The 15,053-nt window shown below is 61.4% G+C and carries 17 protein-coding genes; 2 read left to right on the top strand and 15 right to left on the bottom strand.

Annotated features, from left to right (window positions below):
• Positions 1 to 9: 9 nt before the first annotated feature.
• The 7 genes from paaD to ACR3EN_RS02305 form a co-directional block, all read right to left on the bottom strand.
• Complete coding sequence (gene paaD / locus ACR3EN_RS02335; RefSeq protein ID WP_480819242.1) at positions 10 to 468, bottom strand: 1,2-phenylacetyl-CoA epoxidase subunit PaaD; 459 nt, start codon at positions 466 to 468, stop codon at positions 10 to 12.
• 6 nt (positions 469 to 474) lie between these two features.
• Positions 475 to 1,233 carry a 1,2-phenylacetyl-CoA epoxidase subunit PaaC gene (gene paaC / locus ACR3EN_RS02330; protein ID WP_480819243.1) on the bottom strand — a complete coding sequence of 253 codons (759 nt, stop codon included), beginning with the start codon at positions 1,231 to 1,233 and terminating at the stop codon, positions 475 to 477.
• Positions 1,233 to 1,517 carry a 1,2-phenylacetyl-CoA epoxidase subunit PaaB gene (gene paaB, locus ACR3EN_RS02325; RefSeq protein WP_010437865.1) on the bottom strand — a complete coding sequence of 95 codons (285 nt, stop codon included), beginning with the start codon at positions 1,515 to 1,517 and terminating at the stop codon, positions 1,233 to 1,235. Before paaB ends, paaC begins: the two co-directional genes overlap by 1 nt.
• An 18-nt stretch (positions 1,518 to 1,535) precedes the next feature.
• Entirely contained in the window at positions 1,536 to 2,528 is a 993-nt protein-coding gene (paaA, locus tag ACR3EN_RS02320) for a 1,2-phenylacetyl-CoA epoxidase subunit PaaA (protein ID WP_480819244.1), read from the bottom strand.
• Between the two features lie 15 nt (positions 2,529 to 2,543).
• The gene (pcaF, locus tag ACR3EN_RS02315; protein ID WP_480819245.1) at positions 2,544 to 3,746 is read right to left on the bottom strand and encodes a 3-oxoadipyl-CoA thiolase; all 1,203 of its coding nucleotides are present in this window, start codon (positions 3,744 to 3,746) and stop codon (positions 2,544 to 2,546) included.
• A gap of 194 nt (positions 3,747 to 3,940) precedes the next feature.
• On the bottom strand, positions 3,941 to 4,159 hold the full coding sequence (locus tag ACR3EN_RS02310) for a DUF1127 domain-containing protein (RefSeq protein WP_480819246.1): 219 nt from the start codon (positions 4,157 to 4,159) through the stop codon (positions 3,941 to 3,943).
• Between the two features lie 192 nt (positions 4,160 to 4,351).
• Entirely contained in the window at positions 4,352 to 5,170 is an 819-nt protein-coding gene (locus tag ACR3EN_RS02305) for a cyclase family protein (RefSeq protein ID WP_480819247.1), read from the bottom strand.
• Between the two features lie 233 nt (positions 5,171 to 5,403).
• Between ACR3EN_RS02305 and ACR3EN_RS02300 the strand changes: the two genes are divergently transcribed.
• Positions 5,404 to 7,497, top strand: a complete 2,094-nt coding sequence (locus tag ACR3EN_RS02300; protein ID WP_480819248.1) for a 3-hydroxyacyl-CoA dehydrogenase NAD-binding domain-containing protein — start codon at positions 5,404 to 5,406, stop codon at positions 7,495 to 7,497.
• Between the two features lie 153 nt (positions 7,498 to 7,650).
• Here the strand turns inward: ACR3EN_RS02300 and rpe are convergent, their stop codons facing one another.
• The gene (rpe, locus tag ACR3EN_RS02295) at positions 7,651 to 8,340 is read right to left on the bottom strand and encodes a ribulose-phosphate 3-epimerase (protein WP_480819249.1); all 690 of its coding nucleotides are present in this window, start codon (positions 8,338 to 8,340) and stop codon (positions 7,651 to 7,653) included.
• 55 nt (positions 8,341 to 8,395) lie between these two features.
• Here rpe and ACR3EN_RS02290 point away from each other — a divergent pair, with 55 nt between their 5' ends.
• Positions 8,396 to 8,545, top strand: coding sequence for a hypothetical protein (locus tag ACR3EN_RS02290; protein ID WP_480843255.1), 150 nt, complete (start codon positions 8,396 to 8,398; stop codon positions 8,543 to 8,545).
• Here the strand turns inward: ACR3EN_RS02290 and ACR3EN_RS02285 are convergent, their stop codons facing one another.
• From ACR3EN_RS02285 to ACR3EN_RS02255, 7 genes are read right to left on the bottom strand one after another with little or no spacing between them, the layout of a single operon-like run.
• Positions 8,546 to 9,022: a class I SAM-dependent methyltransferase gene (locus tag ACR3EN_RS02285; protein WP_480819250.1), complete on the bottom strand. Its 477-nt coding sequence runs from the start codon at positions 9,020 to 9,022 to the stop codon at positions 8,546 to 8,548. It lies immediately after the preceding gene.
• A complete protein-coding gene (locus tag ACR3EN_RS02280) occupies positions 9,019 to 9,795 on the bottom strand; it encodes a polysaccharide deacetylase family protein (protein WP_480819251.1) in 777 nt (258 codons plus the stop codon). The genes ACR3EN_RS02285 and ACR3EN_RS02280 overlap by 4 nt, the downstream gene beginning before the upstream one ends.
• The gene (locus ACR3EN_RS02275; RefSeq protein WP_480819252.1) at positions 9,792 to 10,934 is read right to left on the bottom strand and encodes a glycosyltransferase family protein; all 1,143 of its coding nucleotides are present in this window, start codon (positions 10,932 to 10,934) and stop codon (positions 9,792 to 9,794) included. The genes ACR3EN_RS02280 and ACR3EN_RS02275 overlap by 4 nt, the downstream gene beginning before the upstream one ends.
• The gene (locus ACR3EN_RS02270; protein WP_480819253.1) at positions 10,931 to 11,515 is read right to left on the bottom strand and encodes a histidine phosphatase family protein; all 585 of its coding nucleotides are present in this window, start codon (positions 11,513 to 11,515) and stop codon (positions 10,931 to 10,933) included. Before ACR3EN_RS02270 ends, ACR3EN_RS02275 begins: the two co-directional genes overlap by 4 nt.
• Entirely contained in the window at positions 11,512 to 12,588 is a 1,077-nt protein-coding gene (locus ACR3EN_RS02265) for a glycosyltransferase family 4 protein (protein ID WP_480870306.1), read from the bottom strand. Before ACR3EN_RS02265 ends, ACR3EN_RS02270 begins: the two co-directional genes overlap by 4 nt.
• Positions 12,588 to 13,835: a glycosyltransferase family 4 protein gene (locus tag ACR3EN_RS02260; RefSeq protein WP_480819255.1), complete on the bottom strand. Its 1,248-nt coding sequence runs from the start codon at positions 13,833 to 13,835 to the stop codon at positions 12,588 to 12,590. The genes ACR3EN_RS02265 and ACR3EN_RS02260 overlap by 1 nt, the downstream gene beginning before the upstream one ends.
• Entirely contained in the window at positions 13,832 to 15,046 is a 1,215-nt protein-coding gene (locus ACR3EN_RS02255) for a glycosyltransferase family protein (RefSeq protein ID WP_480819256.1), read from the bottom strand. Before ACR3EN_RS02255 ends, ACR3EN_RS02260 begins: the two co-directional genes overlap by 4 nt.
• Positions 15,047 to 15,053: the final 7 nt, after the last annotated feature.

Below are 15,053 nucleotides of genomic sequence, written 5' to 3'. Positions count from 1 at the left end.
GATCCTCCCTCAGATGCACTTGAAATAGTCAAAAGGTTCCAGGCAGTCGGTGCAGCGCCAATGGGCCTTGCACGGGGTCGAGCCGAACTGACTGACCTTCTCAACCGCTTTGCTGCCACAACGCGGGCAGCGTTCGGGGCCGCCTGCGGGTTGGGGCGGCGCGATACCGTATTCCTCAAGCCGGGCGCGCCCCTTGTCGCTGAGCCAATCCGTGGTCCAGGCAGGCGCGATACTAGTCTCGATCCGCAGATCTTCGATCCCATGTTCGCGCAGCGCGGTTTCGATATCCATGCTGATGACCGAGGTCGCCGGGCAGCCGGAATAGGTCGGCGTGACCGTGACCTTCAGCGTGTCATTATCCCATTGCACATCGCGCACGATGCCCAGATCGACCACCGAGATCACCGGGATCTCGGGGTCGGGCACAGCATCCAGCCACGCCCATACCTGATCCGTCGAGGCCCGCATCCTCAGTTACCACGTTGCGCCGGGATAGGCGCGCTGCAGCCACTGCATTTGTGTCAGCAGGTGGCCCAGATGTTCGGTATGCATGCGGCCATCACGCCCGCCTTTATGGGCAAAGCGGCTTTCGGGAATGGTCAGGGTGGCCTCGGTCAGCACCCGCTCGACCAGAGCGTCATATTCCGTGCGCATATCAGCCGGGTTCGGGGCGATTCCCGCCGCGACCATTTCAGCATCGACATCGTCGCTGACAAACATTTCGCCGACATAGGGCCACAGGTAGTCCAGCGCCTCTTGCATGCGAGCATGGCTTTCCTCGGTCCCGTCACCAAGCCCGACAACCGTATCGCCCGAGCGTTCGAGGTGATATGTGACCTCTTTGCTGGCCTTCGCGGCGATTGCTGCGACCCGGTCGTCAGACGATTTCATCAGTCGCCCCAGCATGATCGAATGCCATGCGTCGAACAGGAACTGGCGCATCAGCGTGCGCCCGAAATCTCCATTTGGCACTTCGACCAACAGCACATTTCGGAAATCCCACGCGTCACGCAGAAAGGCCAGATCATCGGCGCTTTGGCCTCCGTCGGCCTCTCCGGCAAGGCCAAGCCACATCTGTGTCTGACCGATCAGGTCCAGCGCCGTGTTGGCCAGCGCGATGTCTTCTTCCAGCACCGGCGCGTGGCCGCACCATTCGCTGACGCGATGGCCGAGGATCAGGGTATTGTCCCCCATCCGCAGCAGAAATTGCAGGAACGCCTCATCGCGTGTCATCACATCGCCCCCACTTCATCAGGAATGTCGAAAAAGGTCGGGTGACGGTAGACCTTGCTTTCGCTGGGCTCATAAAGTGGACCTTTGTCACTGGGCGACGACGCCGAGATGTTGTTGGCTTCGACCACCCAGATCGAGACGCCTTCGTTGCGGCGGGTGTAGACATCGCGGGCATTCTTGATCGCCATTTCCGCGTCGGGGGCGTGTAGCGAGCCGACGTGACGGTGGCTCATTCCATGTTGACCGCGGATGAAGATTTCCCACAGGGGCCATTCGTTGTTCATAGTGTGTCCTCCTCGGGTTTATTCTGCCGCCAGATTGCGGGTGCGTTTCTTGCGGGCATGGGCCAGCAACCCGTCCCGCACCCATTGGCCGTCGTCCCACGCCTTATTGCGCGCGGCCAGACGGTCCACGTTGCAGGGGCCGTTGCCCTTGATGACGTCAAAGAATTCGGACCAGTCGGGGTCGGTGTAGTCATAATGGCCCCGCTCCTCGTTCCATTTCAGGTCCGGGTCGGGGATTGTCAGACCCAGATATTCGGCCTGCGGGACAGTCTGATCGACGAATTTCTGGCGCAGCTCGTCATTGGTGTTGATCTTGATCTTCCACGCCATGGATTGGGCTGAATGCACGCTGTCCTTGTCGGACGGGCCGAACATCATCAGCGATGGATACCACAATCGGTTCAGCGCATCCTGCGCCATCCGGCGCTGTTCGGGCGTGCCCTCGGCCATCTTGCGGATCGCGTCATAACCCTGACGTTGGTGAAAGCTCTCTTCCTTGCAGATGCGGATCATTGCGCGTGAATACGGCCCGAACGAGGTCCGCTGCAGCGGCACCTGATTCATGATCGCAGCCCCATCCACCAGCCATCCGACCGCGCCTATATCGGCCCAGTTCAGCGTCGGGTAATTAAAGATCGACGAATACTTCATGCGGCCATCCAGCAGCATCTCGGTGATTTCGTCCCGGCTGACACCCAGCGTTTCGGCCGCGCAATACAGATACAGCCCATGCCCGGCCTCGTCCTGTACCTTGGCCAGCAGGATCGCCTTGCGCTCCAGCGTGGGTGCTCGGGTGATCCAGTTGCCCTCGGGCAGCTGGCCGACGATCTCGGAATGGGCGTGCTGGCCGATCTGGCGGATCAGCGTCGCGCGGTAATCGTCGGGCATCCAGTCTTTGGGTTCGATCTTGATATCGGCGTCGATCTTGTCCTGAAAGGCGCGCTCCTGCTCGGTCATTTCTTCGCGGGATTTCACGCCGGTTCCGGCTGTCTTGATCATCTGAGCATACATGTCGGGTCTCCTCCCTTACACGCGTTCGAGAATAAGTGCGGCCCCCTGGCCAACGCCCACGCACATGGTGCACAGGGCATACCGCCCGCCCGTGCGGCGCAGTTGATAAGCGGCGGTCATCACCAGCCGCGCACCGCTCATCCCAAGCGGATGGCCAATCGCAATCGCGCCGCCGTTTGGGTTCACATGCGGCGCATCATCCGCCACACCCAATTCGCGCAACGTCGCCAATCCTTGCGAGGCAAACGCTTCATTCAACTCTATCACATCCATCTGATCGATGCTGAGGCCAGCGCGCGCCAGCACCTTCTGGCTGGCCGGAACCGGGCCGATGCCCATCACGCGCGGCTCGACCCCGGCAACGGACATGCCGACCACGCGGGCAATCGGTGTCAGATCGTTCTTTGCCGCCGCAGCTTCATTCGCCAGAAGGATCGCCGCTGCGCCGTCATTGACGCCCGAGGCGTTCCCGGCGGTCACGGTCTTGTCCGCCCCATTGATCCCCTTCAGGGCCGAGAGTTTCTCTGCCGTGGTCCCCGGACGCGGATGCTCGTCAGTGTCGACGACGACGGGCTCACCTTTGCGCTGCGGGATTGTGACCGGGGTGATCTCCTCCTGAAACACCCCGGTCTGGTGCGCCGCGGCCCAGCGGGCCTGGCTGCGTTCGGCAAAGGCGTCCTGATCGGCGCGATTGATGCCATAAGTTTCCGCTACGTTATCTGCGGTTTCGGGCATCGAGTCGATACCAAAATTTTTCTGCATCTTCGGGTTCACGAACCGCCAGCCGATTGTGGTGTCGAAAACCGCATTGGCGCGGGAAAAGGCACTGGTCGCTTTGGGCATCACAAACGGTGCGCGCGACATGCTTTCGACGCCCCCGGCGATGGCCATGTCATAATCTCCGGCCCGGATTGCGCGGGCGGCCATGCCGACCGCATCCATGCCCGAAGCACACAGCCGGTTGATCGTGGTCCCTGGTACGTCCACAGGCAACCCGGCCAAAAGTGCTGCCATACGCGCCACATTGCGGTTGCTTTCACCCGCCTGATTGGCATCGCCATAGATCACATCATCCACGCTTGCCCAGTCAACCTGCGGGTTGCGTGCCATCAGGGCCGCAATCGGAATCGCGGCCAGATCATCGGGGCGCACTTGGCTCAGGCTGCCTCCGTACCGTCCGATTGGGGTGCGCTGAGCGTCGCAGATAAAGGCGTCCATGGGGTGCGGGCTCCGAATGTTATGCGATGTCATTAAGTGACCGGTAGGTCGGTTAATACGCGCTGGGCTGATTCGCGGCAAGTAAAATGTAACGCGATTATGCTAACGGCAAAAAATCGGTAACATATTAAGATAACCCAAAGAAAAAGCCCGCAGGATTGCGGGCCGTTTGTCGTGTGCTCTTGGGTGCGGGTTCAGATCACGCCAGCCATGACCAGGCGTACGATATCTGCGCGCCGCAGGTCCCGCGCCGCCAGTTCTTTGTCTGACATTGCCCAGAGAGCCTGTACTTTGCGCACTTTCAACCGCGCAGCGCCAATCTCAAGGAGGGCGTGCCAAATACCTTTGGTGATATCGGTGGTGACTTCGACGGCGGTGTGCAGGGAAAGGCTGTGTGTGGCTGAGGGGCGCATGGGTCCGGGTCTCGACTGGTCTCTGAATCTCGACCGCATCGTTACTGCAGGTAAAAACACTGAGCCATAGGGTCTTAGGCATAGCTGCCGTGCAGCTGGTGCAACCCGTGGCAAGACTCTCGATCTGTCTCAAAAAATAAGGGCAAGGCCAAAGCCCTGCCCAATACATGCGTCAATTTGCCTGCCGGTCGCTCAGACCATGGCAAAGATGCGGGCAGGGCCGCCCGTTCCGCCCCGATGCGACGGGGCGCCAACAATCAGGGTCGCGCCGCTGGCCGGTACCTTGTCGAGATTGGCGAGGTTCTCGATCCCGTACCGGTTGGTGGGCAGCCACGCATAGTGCGTCGCGAAATCAGCCGATGGTCCGTGATCCAGAGACAGGGAATCCACCGCCAGTGCGACCGCGCCAGTTTCATCTATCAGCATTTGTGCGGCTTCGACATGGAAGCCGGGGAAGTGCATTTTGCCCTCGTCATCGGCGTTGCGGAACCCGGCGGTGGCCGTTTTTGCGCCCCAGCCAGAGTGCATCGCCACACAGGCCCCATCCGGGATCGGCCCGTTGGCGTCGATCCAGGCCTTCAGGTCATCCGGCGTAACCTGCGCATCCGCGTTCTCGGCCGCCTTTGCAGCGATATCAACGACGCAGAGCGGACAGACCAGGTTCGAAACCGGTATCTCATCAACCGACTGGCCGTCCGCCGAGAAATGCAGCGGCGCGTCGATATGTGTGCCGGTATGCTCGTTTACCGCAAGGTTGAACAGGTTGAACCCATGATCCTTGAAGTTGAAGGCTTGGGTAGCCTCTATGCCGGGTTCTCCGAAATAGGTTGGGAACTCGGCGTCGTAAATATGGGTCATGTCCACCACTTCGCCATGGCCGGCGGCCAATGCGGGTGGCGCGCTGGCAGTTCCAAGCGCCGTACCGGCTGCGACAGCGGCACCCGCCTTGAAGAAGGATCGCCGCGACATCATCCGATCTTTTACGGCGTTCATCACGCATACATCACACATTTAAGCCTCCCTGTGTTGACGCTGGTCTTTGGATACTGCCCGGTCGGCCCGGCCGAGTCCAATTAAGCCTACTTGCGCTCATGCTATCGTGTTGGGCTTTGGACGGGTGTCACATAAGCGTCAGCGGGGTGCTGGTTTAAAAACCGAACGGTTGGTCGAAAATAAACTTGAATACGCGGCCTGACCGGTTCAGTCTTGGGCAAACAGGCGACGCAGGAAGAGAGGTCAGGCGCATGTCAGGGGTGATCAGCTATGAGAAGATCGGCGATATCGCTGTGCTGGCGGCTCAAAACCCGCCGGTGAATGCGTTGGGCGTAGATATGCGCAAGGGCATTCTGGAAGGGATAGAACGCGCCGAGGCCGAGGCGGCCCGCGCGGTCGTAATCTACGGCGAAGGCCGGACATTTTTTGCGGGTGCTGACATCCGGGAATTCGGCAAACCCCCGCAAGATCCCTTCCTGCCCGCCCTTTGTGATCGTATCGAGGCTTCGCCTGTGCTGATTGTTTCGGCTCTGCATGGCACGGCTTTGGGCGGCGGGCTCGAGGTGGCTTTGTCCTGCCACTACCGTATCGCGGTGCCATCGGCCAAGGTTGGGCTGCCCGAGGTCAATCTTGGCATCCTGCCCGGCGCGGGTGGAACGCAGCGCCTTCCGCGTGTCGCCGGTGTTGAAAGAGCTTTGGACATGATCACGACCGGGCGGCATGTGCGCGCGCCCGAAGCGCTGGAGATGGGGGTGCTGGATCGCGTGCAGGACGGTGAGCCCCGCGAGATCGGTTTGGCCTATGCGCGCGAACTGCTCGACAGCAATGCACCGCGCCGCCCGGTTTGCGATATGCCGAAACCCGCAGCCATCAATTTTGACGCCGCCTATGAAGAAACGCTGAAGAAGGCGCGGGGTCAGCTTTCGCCCGCCGTAGCAGTGCGCGCGGTACAGGCCGCCTGCGAGGCCGAGGATTTTGCGGCCGGGCAGGCGCGCGAACGCGAGTTGTTCAACCAGCTTATGGCCTCGGATCAGCGCAAGGGCCTGATCCATGCCTTTTTTGCGGAACGTGCGGTGTCGAAATTGCCTGATCTTGAGGGTATCGCTCCGCGGGACCTGCACCAGATCGGTGTCGTCGGCGGAGGTACAATGGGAGCGGGTATCGCCGCCGCAGCTTTGTTGTCGGGCTTTCCGGTCACCTTGCTTGAACGGTCGACCGAAGCCGCGCATGCGGCCAAAGAGCGGATCGTGGGAACGCTGAACGGTGCCGTGAAACGCGGCAAGCTGAGCCCGGAGGCGCGTGAGGATATCTTGCATGGCAAGCTGGTATTGGCGATCGACTATGACGCGCTGAGCACTGTGGACCTCGTGATCGAAGCCGTTTTCGAAGATATGGAACTGAAGAAAGACGTCTTTGCGCAACTGGATGCGGTTTGCAGGCCCGGGGCGATTTTGGCGACCAACACATCGTATCTGGACATAAACGAGATCGCTCGGTCGATCAGCCGGCCCCAGGATGTTCTGGGGCTGCATTTTTTCTCGCCTGCCCATGTGATGAAACTGCTTGAGATCGTTGTGGCAGAGCCGACCGCGCCAGAGGTGGTTGCAACCGGTTTTGCATTGGGTAAGCGTTTGGGTAAGGTCTCGGTCCGGTCAGGTGTCTGTGACGGGTTCATCGGGAACCGCATTCTCAGCGCCTACCGTGCCTGCGCCGATCATATGGTTCTGGATGGGGCGTCTCCGTTCCAGATTGACAAGGCCCTGACCGGGTTCGGGTTCGCGATGGGGCCGTTTGCGGTTTCGGATCTGGCCGGTCTGGATATCGGCTGGGCCACGCGCAAACGCAAGCGCGCCGCCGGTTTGGACCCGAGGGCACGAGACAGCTTCTACGCTGACAAGCTGTGTGAGGCGGGGCATTTTGGTCAGAAATCCGGCAAGGGGTACTATGTTTACGAGGCGGGACAACGCGGCGGCTCTCCGAACCCTGAAGTCATGCGGTTGATCGAAGCAGAGAGGGCGGAGCGGGGGATTGTCACGCGCAGCTTCTCGGATGCCGAGATCGTACGCCGCTATATGGTTGCAATGGTGAATGAAGCGGCGCGGGTCGTGGGTGAAGGTATCGCGGGAAGGCCCTTGGACGTGGATGTCGCGCTGCTCTACGGATACGGGTTCCCCCGCTTTTGGGGCGGGCCGCTCAAATGGGCCGACCTGCAGGGGTTGCCTGAGGTTTTGAAGGATATCCTCGAATGGTCGACAGAAGATGCCTATTTCTGGCAACCTGCGCCCTTGCTGGAACAACTGGTGGCTGAGGGCCGCAGTTTTGACGATCTGAACAAACCCGGATGATCCGACAGCGGGGCGTCTCCCGCGTCCACGCAATATTGGCTGCGCCAATACCGCTTATGGACTTGGGCCCGGCATCGCGCGTAGCGCGATGCCGGGCCCAACAGGAGGAGGCGTTCCGTCAGGAACGCTGACAACTGGCGGGAGAGCCCGCGACTACTTTGCTGCGCTTTCTGCGGCCACCCGTACAGCGCGGATGTTTTCGCCGTAGACCGAGGGATTGGCAACGGACCCGCCCTTGAACACTGCAGACCCGGCGACCAGCACATCGGCACCCGCAGCCGTCACCAAGGGGGCGGTGGTGGGGTCAACTCCGCCGTCAATTTCAATATGCACCGGACGATCGCCAATCATATCACGCAGGCGATGCACTTTGGCCGTCATATCGATGAACTTCTGGCCGCCAAAGCCGGGGTTTACCGTCATGACGCACACCAGATCAGCCAAATCCAGCAGATGTTCAACTGCCTCTGCCGGGGTGCCCGGGTTCAGCGCCACACCGGCCTTCATGCCGGCGCCGCGAATGGCCTGCAGGGTTCGATGTGTGTGTGGCCCGGCCTCGACATGGGCGGTCAGGATGTCGGCACCTGCATCGGCGTATGCCTGGATGTAGGGATCAACCGGCGCGATCATCAGGTGCACATCCATCACCGTCTTCACGTGCGGCCGGAATGCCTTGACCGCGGGCGGGCCGAAGGTGAGGTTCGGCACAAAGTGCCCATCCATCACATCGACATGAACCCAATCCGCGCCTTGCGCTTCGATGGCCTGAATTTCCTGCCCGAAATTGGCGAAATCCGCAGACAGAATAGAGGGTGCGATTTTGACGGAGCGATCGAAGCTCATGGCGGTCCTCGTGTGAGATCTGGTTTGCGTGGCCGTATAGCCCGCTGCCACGGTGATGGGTAGCCCTTATGCTGGCGATTTGCGCCAATCCGATCTCAAATCCTGCATGGATGGCGGTACAGCGCCCGAAACCGCTGGCCGCGATGTCAGTGGATCGAAGGCCCGGATACCGCGACCGGCGTTCGGCCTGCGCCCCGATTTCTGATTACGTGCGATAGAACAGATAGCGGTCCGGCGCGATCGTGTCCGGGCCGGAAATCTGGTCGAAGCCCACCAGAGGCTGACCCGAGATCAGTAGCCCTCCGGGGCGCATGACCTTGGCGATTAAAGGGCTGAGACGCGCGGCTTCTGCCACATCTTCCGATTTGATGCCGCGCCCGAAATCATAGTGCGCCATTATGATGGTCGGGCCTTTGGCAGCCAGTTGCTCCAACATGGGTTCAGCCTCACCCTGAAGAAAATCCTCGGCTGGGGGGATGCTGTCTGGATGACACTGCAGCGCCCGGTCCATCACCCAAATCCGGCGCGTTGGCAGGATTTCACGCAGGTGATGATAGGTGCGGCCATTGCCCAGCCCCATGTCCAGCACTTCGCCCTCCAAGTCCTCGATCTTGGCAGCGGCCCAGTTCAGCCCGTCGCGTTGGGCTGTCAGACGGCGCAGCATGGAATCAAGTCTGCTCATTCGGACGTTCCTTCTGTTTTGGTGTCAGGCTCTGCGACCCAGGGAACGCCCGGGCCCTCGCACAGCCGTTGCAGCAGGTCTTTGGTAAAGCTCCAGATGTCCTGATCATGGACCAGATGATGCGTCAATACACCAAACGGTTCCGTGTTGTCGGCTCGCCCTTCGCGGCGATCCTGCAACATCGCGACGGTCTGCGCGATCAGGCCGTCGGGTCTGGCCAGCCCGCGCGTACCGCGCCAGTCGATCGGGTCAAGATGGGTGTTGATCTGCTCAAGCCGGGGCGCCGCCAGGCGGGATCTGCGTGGTGTTGCGGTCGACAGACTCTGGTAGCCCAGATCGGGTAAATACGAGACCACCTCAGGCGCGATCCGGTTCCAGGGTGGAACAAACATCGGGCGCAGCCGGGTGCCGAACAAGATTTGCAAGCGATCCAAGCCTGCAGCCGCATCCGCGGCAATCGCTTCGACAGGTCGGTGCAGGCGGAACTCGGCTTTCTTCTCATGCCGAGGCGCATGGTTTTGGTGCGCCCAACCATGTACGACGGGGATCAACGCAGGCAAAGACCGAACGTAGTCCGCAAGCTCGGCCTCAGCCATATGCGGGATCACCGCAAGGTGTACCGGCAGTCCGAGCTCGTCTGAGAGCGCGGCCAACTGCTCAAGCTGGGGTGTGACTGCTATGGCGTCATCGTCGCGCCACCAAAGCGGCAGGGTCAGATTTGCCTTGCGCCAAAGCTGGAATTCCGTTTCCAGCGGCCGCCAATCCGGGGTCATCGTCTGGTCCTTGCCATTTGGGTTGCAATTTCTACCGCTTGCCGGGCACCGTCGAAACCCTGGGTGATGGCCGCACGTGGGGGATCAGACAAGACACGGGCGACCGCCTTTGCCAGAGATCTGCCGCTCAGCTCATGGCTGCTCAGAACCTCGATGCCGGACAGCTTTGTCAGGCTCTGCGCGCGCAGGCTTTGTTCGACCTCGTTGCCATCGTCAAATGGTATTAGAACCGAGGGAGTGCCACTTTGCAGAAGATCCATTGCGGTATTGTAACCACACATGCTGACTGAGGCTGCTGCTAGGGGCAGCATTTGGCGGAAGTCGGGTCGAACCGGCTCGATTGTTATGGGGGTCGTTCCGGCAGTGTCCGACAGTTCGGCAATGCGCGCCCGTGCGTCTTGTCCCCCGACCAGCAGGCGCCAGCGCCGGTCGGGCATCTTTCGGGCGGCCTCGATGGCCGCGCGAAAGATCGGTTGACCCACCGATCCCCCTCCGGCGCTCACCACGACTTCATCCCGGCCAACGCCATCGGGATGCGGAAGCGGCGCGGGCGCTGCGACAAACCCGGTATAGTGCAGCCTAGAGGCGAGGTCGGGCGACACCGGCCAACTGACCTCCAGCCGCGCAATACCGGGGTCTGAATGAACAAGCACGCCGTCGTAAAACCGGGCAATGATCTCGTCGGCACGTTGGGCTTTTGCAGGCTTTGACGGTGGCGCAAGGATGTCTCGGATCGAACTCAGAATGACCGGCGGGCTGGGCAGGGATTTCGCAATCTCCAATGCGGCGAGAAACTCTGCAGCCAAGACGCGGCGGCCAAAGGGATAGAGCTCGGTGATGAATATCTCGGGCTGAAAACGGCGCAGAGCTTCGGACAGAGCCGAGACGCGCGCGCTCAGGTAATCCTGGTCTGCTGCGGTTCCGTCTTGCGTCAGCAGTCGTGTGAAGTTGGTTCCATCCGACCGCAGAGGCGGCAGCCCAAGCAGCGTCATGCCCGTTGCGTCAAGCTGGGGTGCGGGCATGCCGCCCGACACCACAAAGACCTGGTGTCCTTGCTGCACAAAGGCGCGACCCAAAGTCAGCGCCCGGCTCAGGTGGCCGGTGCCCAGCAGATGCGTGACCGCGATCATGACTCTCATGCAAGCCCCTCGCGCGGGATTAGTCGGATCGGCTCTGCTTCGGGCTGTAAACCGCTCAGGTCAACAATATACAATCGGTTTCGCTTAATCTTGAACGGGGCCGGTCCTGCGAAGTCCCATCCCCAGGCTTTGGCCAGGATCACGCGCATGATGCCGATGTGGCATACGGCCAGCGTGTCACGCTCAAGCGCCTGCAGCCAGGGCGCGACGCGGGCCCAAAGTTCGGCGGGGCTCTCACCGGAGGGCGGTCGGAAATCCCAGCTCCAGTCCTCGATATGTCGATAACCGCTGTCGGGTTGTCGGACCAGGTCCGCTCCGCGCTGCCCTTCCCAATCGCCCCAGTTCATCTCGATCAGGGCATCCGCAGTCTTGGGCGCGCGGCCTGAGACCAGCGCGGCGGTTTCCGCCGCCCGGGACAGAGGGCTAGCCCAGACCGAGGCCGCGTCCCAGGGCGGGGGAAGGCGATAGCCGGACAATTCGGCACGCGCATCGTCGTCCAGCGGGATGTCGCTGCGCCCCTGAATGCGACCCGCTCGGTTCCAGTGGGTATGTCCGTGACGCAGCAAAGCCAAACGGCTCATGGACGATCCTCCAGCATGGGCCTGATCGCAGACCAGAAGGTTTTCGTTGCCGTGGGCAAAAGATGGCGCGTGGCGATATAGCTCCGGGCGCGTTCGCCCTCGGTCCGGCAGAGATCCGGGTCGGTCAGAAAGGTCTGTATGCGTGCTGCCAGACCCATCGCGCCGGATTGAACAGTCGGGTGGTCGGACGGCAATAGAACATCGCGCACACCCGGGCGATCCTGTGCCACGACGGGAACCCCGGCGGCCTGCGCCTCGAGGTAGATCATGCCATAAGCCTCGTTGAAGCCGGGCCAGATCAGCACCGAGGCCTGACCGTAGACCTGCTGCAACGTGGTGCGGTCGAGCTGCCCCAGAAACCTGACGCGTTCGCCGAACGGGGACATCAAACTTTCGACCTCGGCTCTGGCTGGGCCGTCCCCGGCAATATCCAGCCTCCACTCTGCCGAGAGTTGTGTCAGTGCTTCTGCCAAAAGCGCATAAGAGGCCAGCTTGTCCCCTGTCCGCATCATCCCAACCGTTAGCATCGGGCCCGTTTGGGTCGAGGCGTTGGGCAAAGCGTTGATTGGCAGGAAGGGGGGCATCTCGACAAGCCGCTGATCAGCATAGCGTTCCCGTTGCAGAGTGATCAGATCGTTGGCCGTGTGATAGAAAATCACGTCCGCAGCGTCGCAGGCTGCATGGGCCTTGCGGGCGAAGCGATCCCATGGCCCGTTCAGTCGGCTTGTCGCGCGCGTGCTTTCAAGCTGAACATATGGTATTCCGCGCGCCCGGCACAGCGCCGGCCCCAGCAGATCGGGCGCTTTGTAGTAGTTATGATAGGTCACCCACAGGCTTGTCTGCGCGGGCAGTTCTGAGACAAGCCGGTCAACTTCCATCGCTGCCTCGGCCTCAAGCGCCTCTTGCAACTGCACATTGCCGGTCTTGTCGTAGATACGAAGCTGCGAAGCCAGCTCAACCCGGTCCCCTTGAGCTGCGATTGCAGTCATGAGGTTGCGCGCCATTTCGCGATCCCCCGAGGGGGTGTCACTGTCGGGTGATTTCATCGGCGCATAGAAGGCGATCTGCGCCATCAGAGATCATCCGCACAGAGGGCGCGCAGCCGCTTCGACAGTCGCCGGATTCCGGGTGCCATCTGAAACTCTGCGATCAGTCGGTCATAGGCTGCCTGTGCCATCCGCGCGGCTTTGTCAGGCTGCGTGGCAAGATCAGTGATCGCTGCCGCCAATTCCGTCGGCTCATCTTTCGATAAAACGCCATGCTCACCGCTGGTGATGAATTCGGGGATGGCCGAGACAGGTGTGGACAGGATCGGCAGATGCTGCGATGCGGCCTCCATCAACACGTTCGGCAACCCGTCCCGGTCGCCGTCCTCAGCGATGCGACTGGGCAGGACGAACACATCCGCTTGCCGCATTTCGGCGATCACCTCGGGCTGATCACAGGGCCCTTTCCAACGTATGCGGCGGGTCAACCCAGCCGCATCGGCCTGTGCCTGCAACGTATCGCGCAGCGCGCCGCCTCCGATGTGGATCCACTGCCAGTCCAGTGTTTCCGGCAGCAAGGCAAAAGCCTGAAGCAGCCGATCAAAGCCCTTCTTCTCGACGAGGCGCCCGACCGAGAGCAGCCGAAGCGGTGCCGTCGTGGCGCGCGGCGTGCGCTGTGGGTGGGGCGGAAATCGCGACAGGTCCAACCCGTGATAGATCAGGTTAACACGTGTCGGGTCATCCGCAAGCGAGCGAAGATGCGTGGCACCGATCGCCGTGCAGGTCGCGCCGAAAGTGGCACCATGGGTCGCGGCGCAAAGCTTTTCGCGTTTTTCCCATTCGGGCGAGGTCCAGATATCTTTGGCATGGGCCGAAAAGCTCCATGGCAGATTTCGCATGATGGCGGCATAGCGCGCCACCGACGAAGGGGTGTGCATGAAATGTGCATATAGCCCACGGGTTTGATCGGGCAATTCGGCGGCCAGCACACAGGCCTGTCCGAACCTGCGAATGCGGTTGTGGCTTGGATCGCGGCGCAGGTCCTGCCGCCAGACGTCATAGGCCCGACTGTATCCGGGAAGACGTGCCGCAATCCGACGGGCGGCCTGCAGCCGCTGCGGCTCGTCGTACAGGTATTCTGGCAGATAGTGCACCTGACCCTGAAATCGGTCGTGCAGCGGATGGCGTTTGGTATCTGTGGGATGGCGCAGAGACCAGATGTCGAACAGGTGCCCGGCTTCCTGCAAGGCAACCAGTTCCTGGGCAATGAACGTCTCGGACAGGCGCGGCCAGCCTTTGACCAACACCGCCAGCTTGGGCGCGTGGGCGGTCATCCGGTGGCGCGCTCTTGTTCCGCGCCCAGCAGGGCATCAATACGGTGGGTGACGTATTTCAGCCCATCCAGCAATCCGGCGCGAATGGCCTGTGAGGGCAGCGGCTGGTTCGACAGCTCGCGGATCGCATGGATCATTGCATCAGCGGTCAACCCGTCGCGTTTTTCATCCAGCATCTGAACCAGCCCCAAATCCTCGGCGCGCGACGCCCGGATCCATTGCTCAAGCCGCGGGGTTGTACGCGGCACGATGACGGCACGCTTGTCGAATGACAGAACCTCGCAGAAGGTGTTGTAACCGCCCATGCAGACCACACCTGCAGCTCCGGCAAACAGCGTTTCGATCTGAGATTCGAAACCCACAGCCGTGACCCTGCCGTTCAGCGCGGCGACACGGGTCTCGAAGTCTTCGCGCAGTTCGCCCGACAGGAACGGGCCATAGACGAGAACCGCGCGCGGCGACAGGTCTGGGTCTTTTTCGTAAGCCGACAGCACGAGGTTGACCATCGCTTTGCCGTCGCCGCCACCGCCCGGCGTGATAAGGATATAGGGTTGCTCGGGTGGCTCGCCGACGGGTCCAAGATCGCGCCTGAGGTACCCTGTCCAGTGGATGCGCTGCTGTGTGGCCGGGCTCAGCGGCAGGCCCTGCGTCGGGTCGTAGACAGAGCGCAGGCCATAGACCCAGATCTCGTCATAGAACCTTTCTGCTGCTGCAACAGCGTCTTTGCGATGCCACTCGGCGGCCAGTACCTCGGGTTCGTCCAGCACGTCGCGCAGGCCAAGCACCAGTTTGGTCGAACACGAATGCTCGAGATATTCGAGGGTTGGCAGCAATTCCCCGCGAAAGCCGGTGGGTTCCTTGTCGACGATCAATACATCGGGATCGAATTGCTCAACCGCGGTCTGGATCAGGCTCGACCGGAGCTCGGTCACTTCTTCAATACCCATGCCGATGGTCTGCGATGCGTAAGAGCCGTCGGCGCGTTTGGTCACCCCAGGCAGGCGTACGTGATCGACGCGACGCGGGAAAGTAAAGCGCCCGGCCACGGGCGAGCCCGTCAAAATCAGCGCGGACGCCCGCGGATCGGCTTGCGTAATCGCAGCAGCCAGCGCGCGTGACCTGCGCAGGTGGCCCAGTCCAAACGTGTCGTGGCTATAAAGCAGGATGCGCGGGGCGCGGCCGTGTTTTTCGTGTGCTTTTCCTAGGCTCATGCTTTGC

The sequence above is a fragment of the Ruegeria sp. G7 genome, from assembly GCF_056535465.1.
The sequence above is the reverse complement of the archived record's forward strand: the minus strand, read 5'-3'. Positions and strand labels throughout refer to the sequence as shown.